This is a genomic window from Micrococcus endophyticus (genome assembly GCF_014205115.1).
Taxonomy (GTDB): Bacteria; Actinomycetota; Actinomycetes; order Actinomycetales; family Micrococcaceae; genus Micrococcus; species Micrococcus endophyticus.
Genome location: NZ_JACHMW010000001.1, coordinates 270,203 through 285,724, shown reverse-complemented (window position 1 = coordinate 285,724; position 15,522 = coordinate 270,203). Strand labels below are relative to the sequence as shown.

The window sequence follows — 15,522 nt, the reverse complement described above, 5'->3', positions numbered from 1 at the left end:
GGCCGACGGGCCCCCGGGCGAGGTCACGTCGTGAGCTCGTCCGGGGACTCGGTGTCCGCATCGGCATCTCGTCGGGCGCGGATCTGCTCGGCCTTCGCCAGCATGCGGTCCTCGCGGCGCGACTTGAGCGCGCGCCCGAAGCGGCCCACCCCTTCGGCGGCGTCGGCGGCGTTCGTGGTCACCGCCTCCTTCGCCTCGCCGGCAAGGCCCTGCGCGGCCTGCAGCCATCGCTTGCCGGCCACCCGGCCGAGGGCGTCGAGTTCGATCTCGGTGTGCGTGACGAACTCGACCACCTGGTCCGTCACCGCGTTGGATCCCTTGGTCACTCGGCGCGAGCTGATCGGATTCGCCACGTAGCCCAGGTTCTTGAGGGTGCCGGCCTCGACCAGGGACTCGTTGATCCGGCGCAGGGCCTCGACGATGCGGCCGGTGCGGTGCGCACGGGCGGCGACCAGGCCCTCACGGTGGGCGGCCAGCTGTTCGGGCGACTCGGACTCGACACGGGCCAGCTCCAGGAGGTGCTGCCGATCCTGCACCGCCATGGAGCGGGCCAGCATGCCGAGCCAGAACTGGACGTCGTCTTCCGCGGCCCCGATGACCTTGGCCAGCTTGTCCACGTCCGACTTCGCCGCGATGACGCGGTCGGCCACGGCGGCGAGCTGGGACACGGCCTCGGCGAGGACCTGCTGCAGGATCAGGGAGTTCTGCTGAACCTTCGACCACGTCACGGCAGAGACGTGCCCGGTGCTCTCCTGCACGGACTCGGCCTCCTCGATGGCGAAGACCACGCCGCCGAGCTGCCCGGCGATCTCCAGCTTGCGCTGCTTCAGGAGGCGGTCGATCTTCTCGTCGATGACGGCGAGGTAGTCCTGGATGTCGTCCAGGGCGGCCATGATCTGGTTGTCCGTCGCCGCAGCGGCCAACGCGGCGACTGCGGCCGGGTTGGCTGGCGCCGTCGCCGCGAAGGTCAGATGCTTGACGATCTGACCGCCCTTCTCACCCGGAATGTCCTTCATGCGCAGGACTCCGGAAGCGAGGTTCTTGACGCCCAACTCCTTGACCCGGTTGTAGGACGCGTCGTCCAGCCGCAGATAGCGGGCCCCTTCGAGCTGCGCCTGGGAGACGCCCTGGACGAGCGTCGCCAGCTTGGCCATGGTGGAGGGCCTCACGGCGCGAGCGCGGAGATCCTCCGCGCGGTCGAACGCCTCGAGGGCGGCCGAGGGGCCCCACACGAGCAGCCCCTGGTCAGCCGCGAAAACCTGCACCTGTCCCTGATCCGCATTCATGCGGTCAGGATAAGCGCGTGTCGGCCTCGTCACCCTCGACGACGCGGCGCGTGATCAGACCGCCCCGCGCCCGTCGTCGTCGACCCGGATCCCGTCCGCGATCGCACCTGCGGCCTGCAGCTCCCGCAGGCGCGTCGCCACGCGCTCGCGCACGGACCCGGGGCTGACGGTGTTGAGGTAGATCTTCGTGGCGCCCTCGAACCCGGCCAGCGTGGACACGCGCCACTTCAGGCACACCCGCCAGGGCAGAGGCTCGTCGACGCCGGCCGGGCGGGTGTGCCACTCCTCGTTGCTGGGCACGTCCGCGCCGGTGGCGGCGTGGGCGGCGTGGATCAGGTCCGCCATGGCGTCGCGCTCGGCGTCCGTCTGCTCCCACGGCTCGCAGGTCGGCGAGAGCGAGTGGATCTCCACCGTGGGGTACCGGTGGCCGAACCCGGCGAACATCGCGGCGTGCTCGTTCCGCGCGATCATCAGGCCCTGCTCGGCGGCGTAGCCGAGCGCGTCCTCCACGAACGCGTCAGGGTTCCGCCGCACCCGCGCGATCGCGGCCTCGTTCTGCGCCCCGACCTCGTCGATCGCCACAAGCTGCTTGTGCAGGTGGTCGAAGGACGCACCGGCCGGCTTGAGCCAGTTCTGGAACACGGACACGTAGCGGGCGTGCGGGTTCGCCGCGTACAGATCCCGCATCGAGTCCACCGTGAGCGCGATGAACCGCCGGTGCTCCTCGGGGCTGAGCGTCCCGGAGCCGGCGAGCGCGTGGTCGTCCTGCGCGCCGTCCGCGAAGTGCCGCCGGGCGATGATCACGTCGTGCCCGCCGCCGAAGAACCCGGACGCGGCCTCGATCCGCTCCTCCTCCGGCATCGCCTCGACCTCCTCGGCGCTGCGCCCGGCGGCGCGCAGCTTGTTCCCGACGACGGCCAGTACGTGGGCGCGGCCGGCCTCGGTGGCCAGGTACGCGGCGCGGCGGTCGGCGACCCCTGGCGCGGGCACGAATCCGTGGTTGAGGCGCCAGTACTCGTAGCTGAGGATTTCGAAGAGGTTCGGCACCCGGCGGAACTCGGGGACGCTGTCGAACAGGGCCTCGGCCGGCACATCGCGCAGGATCGCGTGCTCGCCGTCCTCGGTGCGGACCACGCGGGACTTCTCCGGCGGGGTCTCGAGGAGCCGCGCGGAGCAGAAGGCGCAGTGGCGGCCGTCGTCGTCGGGGTCCAGGGGCTGCGCGGCGGGGCGGGCGATCCCCAGGGGGCGGTGGCCGCGGCCGGGGACGGTCCACACCTCGGTGCCGGAGAACGGGTTGCGCTGCTTGACGGTGCCGTCGGGCAGCTCGGCGAGGAAGTCCTGCGCGGGCGGGCGGGTCCGGGGCATCGTCTCTCCTGACGTCGAGGGCGGGGCTGGCCGACGAGCCTCACCCTAGTGCGGGGTGCGGACGGCCTTGCCTCGCACGACGTCCCGCCGGCGCCGGACCCGTGCGATGCTGGCTGGCATGCAGAGCAGCCCCGGCCCCCGGTCCCATGGCTGACCTGCGCGTGGAACCGGGCCCGGGCGCCCCGCGCGGCCTGGTGATCCCGGCCGCGGAGCTGACGGAGCGGTTCTCCCACGCCTCCGGTCCGGGCGGGCAGGGCGTGAACACCGCCGACTCGCGCGTGCAGCTGAGCCTGGACCTCGCCACGACGACGGCGCTCGACGAGTCCCAGCGCGCCCGCGCCCTGGCCGTGCTCGGCCCGCGGCTGGCCGGGACGGTGCTGACGGTGGCCGCCGAGGAGCACCGCGCCCAGCGCCGCAACCGCGTGGCCGCCCGCGAGCGCCTGGCCGCGATGCTCCGCGAGGCGCTGGTCCCGCAGACCCCGCGCCGGGCGACCCGCCCCACGCGCGGCTCTCGCCGGCGCCGCCTCGAGGCCAAGCGGCAGCGCTCCGAGACGAAGCAGCTGCGGCGCCGCCCCGGCGTCTGAGACCACTGCCTGCCGCGCCGCCCCTCCCCTACGCTGACGCCATGATCATCACCGTCGCCGGCGAGCACCGCGCCGCCCACCCGCCCGAGCTCGGCACGCTCACCGTCCGGATCGCGGTCGAGGACGCGGACGCCGCCGCCGCGATGGCCGCCCTCACCCGGGAGGCCGACCGCCTCACCGCGGAGGTCGACGCGTTGCGGCAGGCCGAGCCGAGCCCCGTCGTCTCCTCCGCCGTGCAGGCGCCGGGGACGCGGTCCTGGCGGCCCTGGAACGAGCGCGGCGAGTCCCAGCCGCCGCGGCACGAGGCCTCGGTGCGCGCCTCGGTGACCTTCGACGACGTCGGCGCGCTCGCCGGCTGGGCCTCCCGGTGGGGCGAGCGGGACGGATGGTCCCTCGACGAGGTCGCGTGGTCCCTGACGGACGCCGTCCGGGCCCGCCTCGAGGCGGCGGCGCTGCGGGCCGCGGTGACGGACGCCCGACGTCGGGCCGAAGCGATCGCCGCCGAGTGCGGCACCGGACGGGTCACGGTGCTCGACGTCGCCGACGCGGGGCTGCTCCCGGGCGGCGGTGCCCCTGATCCGCGCGTCGAGGCCATGGTTCGGGCGTTCGGACAGGACACCGGCGAGGGCGTCGCCGTGGCCCCGGAGGACGTGGAGGTCCTGGTCCGCCTGCACGTCCGATTCGAGGCTTGATGCAGGTCAGGCCAGTACGCTGAGGTGTCCGCACCGCGTCCTGACTCACCTCGGAGGTCCCATGTCGTCCCGCATCCAGCACGCCGGCCTGCGCGCCAAGGTGATGTCCGCGCAGGAGGCCGCGGCCTTCATTCGGCCCGGGACCACGGTGGGCATGAGCGGCTTCACCGGCTCGGGGTATCCGAAGGCGGTGCCCCTGGCCCTCGCGGAGCGGATCTCCGCGGCGCATGCCCGCGGCGAGGACTTCCGGATCGACCTGCACACGGGCGCGTCCACGTCCTCCGAGATGGACGGCGCGCTGGCCGAGTCCGGCGGCGTCGCGCTGCGCACCCCGTTCCAGTCGGACCCGACGATGCGCGCCAAGATCAACGCCGGCGAGGTCGAGTACATCGACACCCACCTCTCGCACCTGGCGCAGACCGTGTGGAACGGCTTCTACGGGCCGATGCACACGGCCGTCGTCGAGGTCTCGGCGATCCGCGAGGACGGCACCCTGGTGCCCAGCTCCTCGGTGGGCAACAACAAGTCCTGGCTGGACCTCGCGGACGAGGTCATCCTCGAGGTGAACTCGTGGCAGAGCGAGGAGCTCGAGGGCCTGCACGACGTCTACTACGGCACCGCCCTGCCCCCGCACCGCCAGCCGGTGATGATCACGGACCCCGCGGACCGGATCGGCCAGCCGTACTTCGAGTGCGACCCCGCCAAGGTGGTCGCCGTCGTCGAGACCCACGCCCCGGACCGCAACTCCCCCTTCAAGCCGGCGGACGAGGACTCGATCGCCATCGCCCAGCACCTGGTGGAGTTCTTCGAGCACGAGGTGGCCGCCGGCCGGTACGACGAGCGGCTGCTGCCGCTGCAGTCCGGCGTGGGCAACATCGCCAACGCGGTGATGGCCGAGCTGGTGAAGTCCCGGTTCCGCGGGCTGACCGCCTTCACCGAGGTGGTGCAGGACGGCATGCTGGACGCCCTGGACTCCGGCACCCTCTCCATGGCCTCGGCCACCGCGTTCTCCCTGTCCACCGAGGCCGCCGAGCGGTTCAACGCGAACGTGGCGCAGTACAAGGACAAGCTGATCCTGCGCACCCAGGAGATCTCCAACCATCCGGAGCTCGTGCGCCGCCTGGGCATCCTCGCCATGAACGGCATGCTCGAGGCGGACCTGTACGGCAACGTGAACTCCACCCACCTAATGGGCACGAAGATGATGAACGGCCTGGGCGGCTCCGGCGACTTCGCCCGCAACGCGTTCACCTCGTTCTTCCTCACCCCCTCGGCGGCCAAGGGCGGGGACATCTCCTGCATCGTGCCGATGGTCTCCCACGTGGACCACACGGAGCACGACGTCCACGTGCTCGTCACGGAGCAGGGCCTGGCGGACCTGCGCGGCCTCTCCCCCAAGCAGCGCGCCCGCAAGATCATCGCGAAGTGCGCGCACCCGGACTACCGGGACCAGCTGCAGGACTACTCCGACCGCGCGCTGAAGGAGTCCTCGGGCCTGCACACCCCGCACCTGTTGGGCGAGGCCCTGTCCTGGCACCAGCGGTACCTGGACACCGGGAGCATGAAGCAGGCCTGACCCGGGTTTCCCGATGACGGCGGCCGGCCCCGGTGGGCGGCCGACGTCGTCGCGGGGCAGGCACGCCGAGGCCCAGTCGGTGACGTGGGAGGATGCGCAGATGAGCGAGGAGCACACCGGGCACGACCGCCGCGAGGCCGACGTCGAGGACGCGGTCGAGGACGTCCACCATGAGGCCGTGGAGGAGGGCGCCGAGCGCCTGCACCGCTCCTGGCCGGTGCTGCTGACCACGGGATTCCTCGGGGGTGTGGAGATCAGCATCGGGCTGCTCGCCTACCTGCTGGCCCTGCACGAGACGGGCAGCCACCTGCTCGCGGGCGTCGCGTTCTCCATCGGGTTCATCGCCCTGTTCCTGGCGCACTCGGAGCTGTTCACCGAGGGGTTCTACTACCCGATCATGGCGATCGTGAACGGCCGCGCCACCTGGGCGGAGCTGCTGCGCCTGTGGGGCGTGACGCTGCTGATGAACCTGATCGGCGGGTGGATCACGGTGGGGCTGATCGTGGTGGCCTTCCCCAAGCTGCACCCGGTGATCGCCGAGACGGCGCACCACTTCCTGGACATCGGCCTCAGCTGGCAGGGCGCGGCACTGGCCGTGCTTGCGGGCGCGGCCATCACGCTCCTGACGCGCATGCAGGCCGGCGCGGACGAGGCCGTCGCCACGGTGGTGGCCTCGGTGGCCGGGGCCGTGGTGCTGGCCGGCGCCTCCCTGTTCCACTCCGTGCTGGATTCGGTGGTGATCTTCGGGGCCATCCACGCCGGCGTCGAGGGCGTGGACTACCTCGCCTGGCTCGGCTGGATCTGGTGGGTGATCCCGCTGAACGTCCTGGGCGGGCTCGTGTTCACCACCCTGCCGCGCGTGCTGCGCTCGGCCGAGGTGCGGGAGGACGCCCCGGCCTGAGCCGGGTGCGGTGGCGAGGGCGACTCTCCGAGGCGCCGCCCCGCAGTGCCTCCCCGCGCTCTGGCCGGACGGGTCACGGCGGACCGCTCAGCGCCGCCGCGTCTCCAGCGTGAACCCGTGGTCGCGCAGGCGCTGCACGAGGACGTCGCCGAGCGCCGTGGCGGGCGTGAGGACGCCGGTCCGCGCGGGGAGCCGGTCCTCGTCCTCGGCGAGGGCGAGACCGGCCTGGCCGAGCATCACGGCGGTGCCGGTGTAGGCGGGGTCCCGCGCGGCGGCCACGCGCACCAGCCCGCGCGGCCCGGCCCCGGTGTCCGTGACCTCCCGGTACCGGAAGTCGCGGCCGTAGGACCAGCCGGTCAGGGTATTGCTCCAGCGGACGACGCGCGTGTTGTACCCGGCCATCACGAACGGCGCCTCCCAGCGCCCGGACTCCCCGTCCTTCGCCACGGGCATTCGCGAGCCCCGGCCGCGCCCGGTGCCGGAGCCGCTCCGGTCCGGCTCGACGTCCCGGTCCGGGGACAGCCCGTAGGGGTCCTTCACGACGGCGGCGCGGGCCTCGTCCGCCGCCGCCTCGGTGAACTGGCGGCGCATGGAGTCCACGGTGCCGCCGCTGAACCCGCCGCGCATCGAGCGCACCCGCAGGACGGTGTCCGTGAGCGTGCCCTCGCCGTCGACGGCCGCCTGCTGCGCGGTGAGGAGCACGCCGAGGTCAGAGGGCACCGAGTCGAAGCCGCAGGAGTTCACGATCCGCGCGCCCGTGGCCTGCGCGGTTGCGTGGTGCGCGTCGATCATGTCCCGGACGAACAGCGCCTCGCCCGTGAGGTCGGCGTAATGGGTGCCGGCGGCGCCCACGCGTCCACCCCGGACGACGCCGTGGACGTGGTCACCGCGGCCAGCTCCCTGATCCAGCAGTTCCTGCTCATCCCGTCCCGCCGGGTGGCCGGCCTGGACCCGTGAGTGGTGTCGACGACGTGGATGGACGCCGGGCGTCAGTCGGCGCTGAACGTGTACCCGCCGGAGGCGCACATCGGCGGCGTGGTCCGCACGCATGACGACGATGTGCGGGACACGGTCGAGGCGGCGATGCGGGACATGGTCCGCGGCCTGGAGACGGCGAACCCCGGTCTGAGCTGCGAGCTGGACTATCTGCGCGGTTACGACATGGTGTGGAACGACCCGGCCCGCACCGCGGTGGCCCATGAGCTGTGCGAGGACCTGTTCCCGGGCTCGGTGATCACCGACCCCGCGATGCTCGGCGGCGAGGACTTCGCGGCCTTCTCCCGGGCCGCGCCTCGCGGCGGGGTGAGGTCACGCCGGCTCCGGGCGCGCGCCCGGAGCCGGCACAGGCCCGCGGGGCCGGCGACGGCGTCAGCGGCGTCCGCCCTGCTCCCGCTCGGGGATTCCCGCGGCCCACAGGGCGGCCGCGATGAGGGCGGGCTGGCCGAACAGCCGCGCCAGGCGGCGGCCGTCGGTGTCCAGCCCGAAGCCGTCCTTGCGCTCGGCGTACTGCCCGATGTTCCCGGGGTAGATCGCGGTGTAGAAGGCCGCCAGGGCGGTGCCGGTCAGGCGACGCTGCCCGGGGAGCGCCAGCAGAGCGGCCCCGAGGCCGATCTCGGCCACGCCGGATCCGAGCACCACGAGGTCCGCCGGGAGCGGGACCCACGAGGGCACCTGCGCGCGGAACTCACGGCGCGCCACGGTGAGGTGGGACAGCCCCGCGGCGGTCATGAACCCCCCGAGGCCGAGGCGGGCGGCGGCCTGGGAGAGGGGGACGGACTGCCGGCGCTTCGTCATCACGCCTCCCCGAGCTCGAGGACGACGTCGATGTTGCCCCGGGTGGCGTTCGAATAGGGGCACACCTGATGCGCCTGCTCCATGAGGGCGCGGGCCTGGTCCGCGGGGACGTGGGGCAGCACGACCTCGAGGGTGACCTCCAGGCCGAAGCCCTCACCCTGGCGGCCGATGCCCACGCGCGCGCCGACGGAGGAGTCGGTGATGTCGGCCCGGGAGGCGCGGGCGACCATCTGCAGAGCCGAGTGGAAGCACGCGGCGTAGCCGGCGGCGAACAGCTGCTCGGGGTTGGTGCCCTGGCCGGAGCCGCCCATCTCGGTGGGCACGGCGAGGTCGAGGTCGACCCGTCCGTCGGTCGTGCGGACGTGGCCGTCGCGGCCGGCGCCGGTGCTGAGCGCCTCGGCGGTGTAGATGGTCTCCATGAGAGGTCCTTTCATCCGCCCGCCCCGTGCGGGACGAGTCGGCTCCAGCCTGCCACCCGGTTAGGTCGTGCGCAACCAAGTTGTTCGCCAGCGACCACTAGAATCGCTCCCATGGATGCCGAGCCGACCCCCAGCCTCGCACTCGAGGACCAGCTCTGCTTCGCCCTGCACCGGGCGACGCGCGCCGTCACGCGCGGCTACGGCCCGCTGCTCTCCCGCATCGGCCTCACCTACCCGCAGTACCTCGTGATGCTCACCCTGTGGCAGGTGGAGGGTGACGCCTCGGCCGAGACGGAAGCGCCGACGCCGGGCGCCGGAGCACTGGCGGTCGGTGCGCTGCGGGACCGGCTCGGCATGGACAACGGGACGATCACACCCCTGGTGCGGCGCCTGGCCGGCATGGGGCTCGTCACGCGGGAGCGCGACGTCCACGACGAGCGACGCGTGCTGGTCCGGCTGACGGACGAGGGGCGAGCGCTGCGGACGTCCGCCCGGACGGTCCCGGCGGACGCCCTCACGCGGATCCCCCTCGACGCCACCGAGCGCCAGGTCCTCATGGACCTGCTGAACCGGATCACCGAGGCCGTCGGGCCGCGCTGAGCCGCCGGGAGGCGATAGGCCGCCGTCGCCCGTCACAGCTGGACGAGCATCTTCCCCGTGTTGGCGCCGTCGAGCAGGTCGATGAACGCCTGGGGTGCGTTCTCCAGACCCTCCCGGACGGTCTCGTCCCACTGGATCTTCCCGGCGGCGACCCACGGGCCCACGCGCTCGAGGAACTCGGGGCGGACGTGCGCCGCGTACTTCTGCAGGACGAAGCCGCGCAGGGTCAGCCGCTTGCCGATCGCCAGGGCGAGGTTGCGCGGGGCGGCCGGCGGCTCCGTCGAGTTGTACTGGGCGATCGCACCGCACATCGCCACGCGGCCGTCGACCCGCAGCGCGGCGATGGCGGCCTCGAGGTGGTCGCCGCCCACGTTGTCGAAGTAGACGTCGATGCCCTCCGGCGCTGCCTCCGCCAGCAGATCGGTGGGAGAGCCGTCGTGGTAGTCGAACGCGGCGTCGAAGCCCAGCTCCTTCACCCGTGCCACCTTCTCGGGCGTCCCCGCCGAGCCGACCACGCGCGAGGCGCCCAGCAGGCGGGCGATCTGGCCCGCGACCGAGCCGACGGCCCCCGCGGCGCCCGAGATGAAGACGGCGTCGCCCTCCTGCATCTCGGCCACGTGCACGAGGCCGGTGTAGGCGGTCAGACCCGTCATGCCCAGCACGCCCAGGTAGGTGCTGTCCGGGAACTGGGAGGTGTCCACGGCCTGGACGGTGTCGCCGTCGAGGACGGCGTGCTCGCGCCAGCCGAGGCCGTGGAGCACGGACGTGCCCTCCGGCACGTCCGCGTGGCGCGAGGCGATCACGGTGCCCACCGCGCCGCCGTCGAGGGGGGCGTCGAGCTGGAACGGGGGCACATAGGACTTGACGTCGTTCATGCGGCCGCGCATGTACGGGTCCACGGACATCACGGTGTTGCGCACGAGGACCTGACCCTCGGCGAGCTCGGGGAGCTCGACCTCCGTGAGACGGAAGTTCTCCGGCGTCGGGGCGCCGTGGGGGCGGGACGCGAGGTGGATCTCGCGCGTGCGGGTGGGGGTGCTCATCGTGGTCTCCTCGGGGTCGGGGCGGCGGGCTCGGTGGAGGGTCAGCGCGCGAGCAAGTCCAGGAGGCGGCGGGCGGTGTCGGCGGAGGAGGCCGGGTTCTGGCCGGTCACCAGGGTGCCGTCCGTGACCACGAAGCTCTCCTGATCCGGGCCCTTGCGGTAGTCCGCGCCGGCGGCGATCAGCGAGTCCTCGACGAGGAACGGGACCACGTCCGTCAGCTGGGCGGCCTCCTCCTCGCCGTTGGTGAAGCCGGCGACCTGACGGCCGCGCACGAACGGGGTGCCGTCGGCAGTGGTGATCGGGTGCAGGATCCCGGGCGCGTGGCAGACGAGGCCGAGCGGGCGCCCGGCCGCGTCGCTGTCGAGGATGATCCGCGTGGAGTCGGCGTCGGACACCAGGTCCCACAGCGGGCCGTGACCGCCCGGGTAGAAGACGGCGTCGAACCCGTCCACGTCCACCTGGGCCAGGGGCGTGGTGTGGGCCAGGGCGGCCTTGGCCTCCTCGTCCTGGTCGAACCGGCGGGTGGCGTCGGTCTGCATCTCCGGCTTCGAGCTCGTCGGGTCGATGGGCGGCTGGCCGCCGCGGGGCGAGGCGAGGGTGACCTCGTGGCCGGCGTCCGTGAAGACGTAGTAGGGCGAGGCGAACTCCTCGAGCCAGAACCCGGTCTTGCGGCCGGTGTCGCCCAGCTGGTCGTGCGAGGTGAGGATCATCAGGATGCGGGACATGTCTGGGGTCCTTTCGTTGGTGGGGACTGCACTCTCATGGTCGTACACAACCTAATCTCGGGCAAGGGTGACGGCGCCCACCAGCCTCACGCCGCGGCCGCCGCGCCGGGACGTCAGCGCTCCGTCACCCGCCCGTCGGCCACGTGCCAGCGTCGGTCCAGGCGGACGGTGTCCAGCATGCGGCGGTCGTGGGTGACGAGCAGCAGGGCACCCTCATAGGTCTCCAGGGCCTGTTCGAGCTGCTCGATGGCCTCCAGATCCAAGTGGTTGGTGGGCTCGTCCAGGACGAGCAGGTTCACGCCGCGCGCCTGGAGCAGGGCGAGGCCGGCGCGGGTGCGCTCGCCGGGCGAGAGCTCGTCCACGGGGCGGGTGACGTGGTCCGCGCGCAGCCCGAACTTCGCGAGCAGGGTGCGGACCTCGCCGGAGGCCATCTCGGGCACGAGCGCCTCGAAGGCGTCGGCCAGCGGAGTCGGACCGGCGAGCAGGGAGCGGGCCTGGTCGATCTCGCCGACCTGCACGCTCGAGCCGAGGCTCGCGGCGCCGTCGTCGGGATCCTGCCGGCCCAGCAGCCCGCGCAGCAGGGTGGACTTGCCGGCCCCGTTGGGGCCGGTGATGCCCACCCGCTCCCCCGCGTTGACCTGCAGGGACACCGGGCCGAGGGTGAACGAGCCCTGCCGGAAGACGGCCTCGTTCAGCGTGGCGACCACGGAGCTGGAGCGGGGCGCGGCGCCGATGGTGAACTCCAGCCGCCACTCCTTGCGCGGCTCCTCCACCTCCTCGAGGCGGGCGATGCGGCTCTCCATCTGGCGGACCTTCTGGGCCTGCTTCTCGGACGACTCGGCGTTGGCCTTGCGGCGGAGCTTGTCGTTGTCCGGGGACTTCTTCATCGCGTTGCGCACGCCCTGGCTGGACCACTCCCGCTGGGTGCGGGCGCGGGAGACGAGGTCCGCCTTCTGCTCGGCGAACTCCTCGTACTTCTCGCGGGCCTGGCGGCGCAGGGTGGCGCGCTCCTCGAGGTAGGCCTCGTAGCCGCCGCCGTAGACGCGATTGGAGTGCTGGGCGAGGTCGAGTTCGAGGACGCGGGTGACGCAGCGGGCGAGGAACTCGCGGTCGTGGCTGACGAGGACCACGCCACCGCGCAGCTCCTGGACGAAGCGCTCGAGGCGCTCGAGGCCGTCCAGGTCGAGGTCGTTGGTGGGCTCGTCCAGGAGCACGACGTCGAAGCGAGAGAGCAGTAGCGCGGCCAGGCCGACGCGGGCGGCCTGCCCGCCGGACAGGGAGGTCATGAGGACCTGTTCCGGGGAGGCGGAGAGGTCCAGGCCGAGGTCGGCCAGGACTGCGGGGATGCGCTCCTCCAGGTCCGCGGCACCGGAGGCCAGCCAGCGGGTGAGGGCGGTGTTGTAGCGGTCCGCGGCGGCGTCTCCGGCGTCGGGGGCGCCGAGCGCCTCGGCGGCCTCGTCCATCTCGGCCGTGGCGGCGTCGCAGCCGGTGCGGCGGCCGATGTAGGCGGCCACGGACTCCCCCGGCACCCGCTCGTGCTCCTGCGGCAGCCAGCCGACGAACGCGTCCGCCGGGGCGAGCGAGACCGTGCCGGCCTGCGGGGCGAGGTCCCCACCCAGGATCCGCAGCAGCGTGGACTTGCCCGCGCCGTTGGCGCCCACCACCCCGACGACGTCGCCCGGGGCGACCGTGAGGTCCAGCGACTCGAAGAGCGTGCGGTGGCCGTGCCCGCCGGCGAGGTGCGATGCGACGAGGGTGGCGGTCATGGGTGAGGTCCTTTGCGTGGAAGTGCGGGGTGGAGCGCGTGCGGGCGGAGGTGCGTCAGGCGGCCGACGCGCCGTGCATCTGCCAGTCGCGGCGGAGCAGGCCGTAGACCCACGAGTCGGAGACGACCCCGTCCACGATGCAGTCCTCGCGGAGCGTGCCTTCGAGGCGGAAACCGAGCTTCTCGAGCACGCGGGCGCTGGCGGGGTTGCGGGTGTCGCACTCGGCCTGGACCCGGTTCAGATCCAGCGTGCTGTAGGCCCACTGCAGCAGTGCGCGGGCGGCCTCCGTGGCGTAGCCCTGTCCCCAGGAGTCCCGGGTGAAGCAGAACCCGAGGGAGGCACTGCGGAAGTCCGGGTCCCAGCTGTTGAACGTGCACCAGCCGAGGAACGCGCCGTCGGATCGGCACTCGACGGCGACGCGCGCTCCGGTGCCCTCCTCCGCCGCCCGGACGTTGCCGGCCATGAACCGCTCCACGGAGTTGCAGTCCTTCCAGGGCGGAGAATCCCAGTAGCGCAGCGCCTCGGCGTCGGTCATGAGCGCGAACAGAGCGTCACCGTCGGCATCGGTGAAGGGCCGCAGGCGCAGCCGATCGGTGTCGAGTGTCGGGGTGACCAGGGTCATGCGGACATCCTGGCATGTGGTCGATCCTGCCGAGGGGCGGCACCACGGCCGGCGCCGTCAGTAGGCTGGAGTGATGGCGACGGTACTTCTCGTGCGGCACGGCCGCACCACGGCCAACGCGACCGGACTGCTGGCGGGCCGGACCCCCGGGGTCGCCTTGGACGACCTCGGACGGGACCAGGCGGCCCGCACGGGCGAGCGGATCGCGGCCGTGCCCGTGACCGCGGTGGTGGCCAGCCCCCTGGAGCGGTGCGCGCAGACGGCCCGCGCCCTCCTCGACCGCCAGCCGGGGACGGTGTCCTCGCTGGTCGACGACGACCTCACCGAGTGCGACTACGGCCAGTGGCAGGGACGCGCGCTCAGCGACCTGTCCACCGAGCCCCTGTGGGCGACGGTCCAGTCCCAGCCGTCCGCCGTCGTCTTCCCCGGCGGGGAGTCCATGGCGGGGATGCAGGCGCGTGCGGTGGCGGCGATCCGCCGGCACGACGCCGCCGTCGAGGCCGAGCACGGGCCCGGCGCGGTGTGGGTGGCGGTGAGCCACGGGGACGTCATCAAGTCGATCCTCGCCGACGCGCTCGGGATGCACCTGGACATGTTCCAGCGGCTCGACGTGGGACCGGCCTCCGTGTCCATCCTGAGCTACGGTCCGAGCCGCCCGCGGGTCTGGGCGATGAACACCGACGCCGGGGACCTCGCCTGGCTCGCGACGGCGGGCCCGTCCGGCGACGCCCCGGTGGGCGGCGGAGCCGGCACGGACCCGGTCGCAGACTCGGCGAACGGCTGAGGCCTAGGATCGACGCATGACCGAGTCGCCCACCCATGTCCATGAGTTCGACTGGCCGGATCGGGTCGTGATCGGGACGCTCGGCCGTCCCGGAGCCCGCACGTTCTACCTGCAGGTGCGCACCGGGCCCCGGCTGGTGAGCCTGGCCTTGGAGAAGCAGCAGTCGGCCCTGATGGCGGAGATGCTCGACGAGATCCTCGACGACCTGATGGCGTTGGAGGGCAACCCGCACAGCGTCCCGGCCAGCACGCCCGTGGAACTTGTGGACAACGATGCGCTGGACCCGGTGCAGGAGTGGTTCCGGGTGGGGGCCATCGGCCTGGGCTGGGACCCCACCACCGCGCAGGTGCTCATCGACGCGCACCCGCTCTCTGACGACGACGCCGACCCGGCGCTCGAGGCGGACGCCGAGGCCGTGCGCGTGCGGATGCCCGTCGGTGCCGCCCGAGCGTTCGCCCGGCGCACCCGGGAGGTCGTGGACGCCGGGCGTCCGATCTGCTCGGACTGCGGCCAGCCCATCGACCCCGACGGCCACGACTGCACTCTCCCCGACTCCTGATGAGCGCCGCGGACGTGCCCGCCGGCGAGCTGGTGTCCGGGGAGCTGACGCTCACCGGCCGCATCACGACGGCGTCCAACGCCACCTTCCTCGGCGCGATCGGTGACACCCCGGTGGTCTACAAGCCGGTGGCCGGCGAGGCCCCGCTCTGGGACTTCCCCGCCGGGACCCTGGCCCGCCGCGAGGTGGCCGCGCACCGGGTGTCCGAGGCGCTGGGGTGGGACATCGTGCCGCGCACGTGGCTGCGCGACGGCCCCTTCGGCGACGGCATGGTGCAGCTCTGGCAGGAGCAGGATCCCGAGCAGGACGCCGTGGACCTGTTCCCGGCGGACGAGGTGCCGGCATCGGGATGGCTCACGATCCTGGAGGGTGAGGACGAGGACGGGAACCGGCTGGTCCTGGCCCATGAGGACTCGGCGGCGCTGCGCCGGATGGCGGTGTTCGACGTGATCGTCAACAACGCCGACCGTAAGGGCGCCCACATCCTCGCCATGCCCGGCGGTCACCGTTACGGGGTGGACCACGGGCTCACCTTCCATGTGGAGGACAAGCTGCGGACCGTGCTGTGGGGATGGCTCGGTGAGGAGCTGAGCGAGGAGGAGCGCGACGGCGTCGCCCGGGTTCTCGAGGGGCTCGACCGTGAGCTGGGGCGGGGGCTGGCGGAGCTGCTCAGTGCCGAGGAAGTCGAAGCCCTCGCCGAACGCTGTGCCCAGTTGCTCGACGACGGGATCTTCCCTGCCCCGAGCGGGCTGACCCCGGCCGTCCCCTGGCCTCTGTTCTGACGGGCCCGAGGCGTCAGTGCGGCC

The 15,522-nt window shown here is 73.0% G+C and carries 18 protein-coding genes; 9 read left to right on the top strand and 9 right to left on the bottom strand.

The window, feature by feature from the left end:
- Positions 1-23 precede the first annotated feature (23 nt).
- Both HDA33_RS01420 and HDA33_RS01415 read right to left on the bottom strand, forming a co-directional pair.
- Complete coding sequence (locus tag HDA33_RS01420) at positions 24-1,286, bottom strand: hypothetical protein (protein WP_184170121.1); 1,263 nt, start codon at positions 1,284-1,286, stop codon at positions 24-26.
- A 54-nt stretch (positions 1,287-1,340) separates the two neighbouring features.
- On the bottom strand, positions 1,341-2,651 hold the full coding sequence (locus HDA33_RS01415) for a DUF4921 family protein (protein WP_184170117.1): 1,311 nt from the start codon (positions 2,649-2,651) through the stop codon (positions 1,341-1,343).
- A 146-nt stretch (positions 2,652-2,797) separates the two neighbouring features.
- Here HDA33_RS01415 and arfB point away from each other — a divergent pair, with 146 nt between their 5' ends.
- From arfB to HDA33_RS01395, 4 genes are all read left to right on the top strand, one after another.
- The gene (gene arfB / locus HDA33_RS01410; RefSeq protein WP_184170113.1) at positions 2,798-3,235 is read left to right on the top strand and encodes an alternative ribosome rescue aminoacyl-tRNA hydrolase ArfB; all 438 of its coding nucleotides are present in this window, start codon (positions 2,798-2,800) and stop codon (positions 3,233-3,235) included.
- A gap of 41 nt (positions 3,236-3,276) precedes the next feature.
- Positions 3,277-3,927, top strand: coding sequence for an SIMPL domain-containing protein (locus tag HDA33_RS01405; protein ID WP_184170110.1), 651 nt, complete (start codon positions 3,277-3,279; stop codon positions 3,925-3,927).
- A 61-nt stretch (positions 3,928-3,988) separates the two neighbouring features.
- Positions 3,989-5,503 carry an acetyl-CoA hydrolase/transferase family protein gene (locus HDA33_RS01400; RefSeq protein ID WP_184170107.1) on the top strand — a complete coding sequence of 505 codons (1,515 nt, stop codon included), beginning with the start codon at positions 3,989-3,991 and terminating at the stop codon, positions 5,501-5,503.
- A 100-nt stretch (positions 5,504-5,603) separates the two neighbouring features.
- Complete coding sequence (locus HDA33_RS01395) at positions 5,604-6,404, top strand: formate/nitrite transporter family protein (protein WP_184170105.1); 801 nt, start codon at positions 5,604-5,606, stop codon at positions 6,402-6,404.
- An 87-nt stretch (positions 6,405-6,491) separates the two neighbouring features.
- Here the strand turns inward: HDA33_RS01395 and HDA33_RS01390 are convergent, their stop codons facing one another.
- The gene (locus tag HDA33_RS01390) at positions 6,492-7,256 is read right to left on the bottom strand and encodes a saccharopine dehydrogenase family protein (protein WP_184170102.1); all 765 of its coding nucleotides are present in this window, start codon (positions 7,254-7,256) and stop codon (positions 6,492-6,494) included.
- On the opposite strand from HDA33_RS01390, the gene HDA33_RS12840 reads away from it, so the two are divergent.
- Positions 7,236-7,361: a hypothetical protein gene (locus tag HDA33_RS12840; RefSeq protein ID WP_276510923.1), complete on the top strand. Its 126-nt coding sequence runs from the start codon at positions 7,236-7,238 to the stop codon at positions 7,359-7,361. The two genes, HDA33_RS01390 and HDA33_RS12840, sit on opposite strands and share 21 nt — an antisense overlap.
- A 411-nt stretch (positions 7,362-7,772) precedes the next feature.
- On the opposite strand, the gene HDA33_RS01385 is transcribed toward HDA33_RS12840, so the two are convergent.
- Positions 7,773-8,198 (bottom strand): DoxX family protein, encoded by a 426-nt coding sequence (locus HDA33_RS01385; RefSeq protein WP_184170099.1) that lies wholly within the window; start codon positions 8,196-8,198, stop codon positions 7,773-7,775.
- Complete coding sequence (locus tag HDA33_RS01380) at positions 8,198-8,617, bottom strand: organic hydroperoxide resistance protein (protein WP_017487949.1); 420 nt, start codon at positions 8,615-8,617, stop codon at positions 8,198-8,200. Before HDA33_RS01380 ends, HDA33_RS01385 begins: the two co-directional genes overlap by 1 nt.
- A gap of 111 nt (positions 8,618-8,728) precedes the next feature.
- Here HDA33_RS01380 and HDA33_RS01375 point away from each other — a divergent pair, with 111 nt between their 5' ends.
- Complete coding sequence (locus HDA33_RS01375) at positions 8,729-9,217, top strand: MarR family winged helix-turn-helix transcriptional regulator (RefSeq protein ID WP_184170097.1); 489 nt, start codon at positions 8,729-8,731, stop codon at positions 9,215-9,217.
- A 32-nt stretch (positions 9,218-9,249) separates the two neighbouring features.
- On the opposite strand, the gene HDA33_RS01370 is transcribed toward HDA33_RS01375, so the two are convergent.
- The 4 genes from HDA33_RS01370 to HDA33_RS01355 all read right to left on the bottom strand — a co-directional run bounded on the left by HDA33_RS01370 (position 9,250) and on the right by HDA33_RS01355 (position 13,373).
- The gene (locus HDA33_RS01370) at positions 9,250-10,260 is read right to left on the bottom strand and encodes an NADP-dependent oxidoreductase (protein WP_184170094.1); all 1,011 of its coding nucleotides are present in this window, start codon (positions 10,258-10,260) and stop codon (positions 9,250-9,252) included.
- A 41-nt stretch (positions 10,261-10,301) separates the two neighbouring features.
- Positions 10,302-10,985 (bottom strand): type 1 glutamine amidotransferase domain-containing protein, encoded by a 684-nt coding sequence (locus HDA33_RS01365; RefSeq protein ID WP_184170091.1) that lies wholly within the window; start codon positions 10,983-10,985, stop codon positions 10,302-10,304.
- Positions 10,986-11,098: 113 nt separating this feature from the next.
- The gene (locus tag HDA33_RS01360; RefSeq protein WP_184170089.1) at positions 11,099-12,751 is read right to left on the bottom strand and encodes an ABC-F family ATP-binding cassette domain-containing protein; all 1,653 of its coding nucleotides are present in this window, start codon (positions 12,749-12,751) and stop codon (positions 11,099-11,101) included.
- A gap of 55 nt (positions 12,752-12,806) precedes the next feature.
- A complete protein-coding gene (locus HDA33_RS01355) occupies positions 12,807-13,373 on the bottom strand; it encodes a GNAT family N-acetyltransferase (protein ID WP_184170086.1) in 567 nt (188 codons plus the stop codon).
- Positions 13,374-13,446: 73 nt separating this feature from the next.
- Between HDA33_RS01355 and HDA33_RS01350 the strand changes: the two genes are divergently transcribed.
- The 3 genes from HDA33_RS01350 to HDA33_RS01340 are packed head-to-tail and all read left to right on the top strand — an operon-like array spanning position 13,447 to position 15,498.
- Entirely contained in the window at positions 13,447-14,157 is a 711-nt protein-coding gene (locus HDA33_RS01350) for a histidine phosphatase family protein (protein ID WP_184170081.1), read from the top strand.
- A gap of 16 nt (positions 14,158-14,173) precedes the next feature.
- Complete coding sequence (locus HDA33_RS01345; protein WP_184170080.1) at positions 14,174-14,716, top strand: DUF3090 domain-containing protein; 543 nt, start codon at positions 14,174-14,176, stop codon at positions 14,714-14,716.
- Complete coding sequence (locus tag HDA33_RS01340) at positions 14,716-15,498, top strand: SCO1664 family protein (protein ID WP_184170077.1); 783 nt, start codon at positions 14,716-14,718, stop codon at positions 15,496-15,498. The genes HDA33_RS01345 and HDA33_RS01340 overlap by 1 nt, the downstream gene beginning before the upstream one ends.
- Positions 15,499-15,522: the final 24 nt, after the last annotated feature.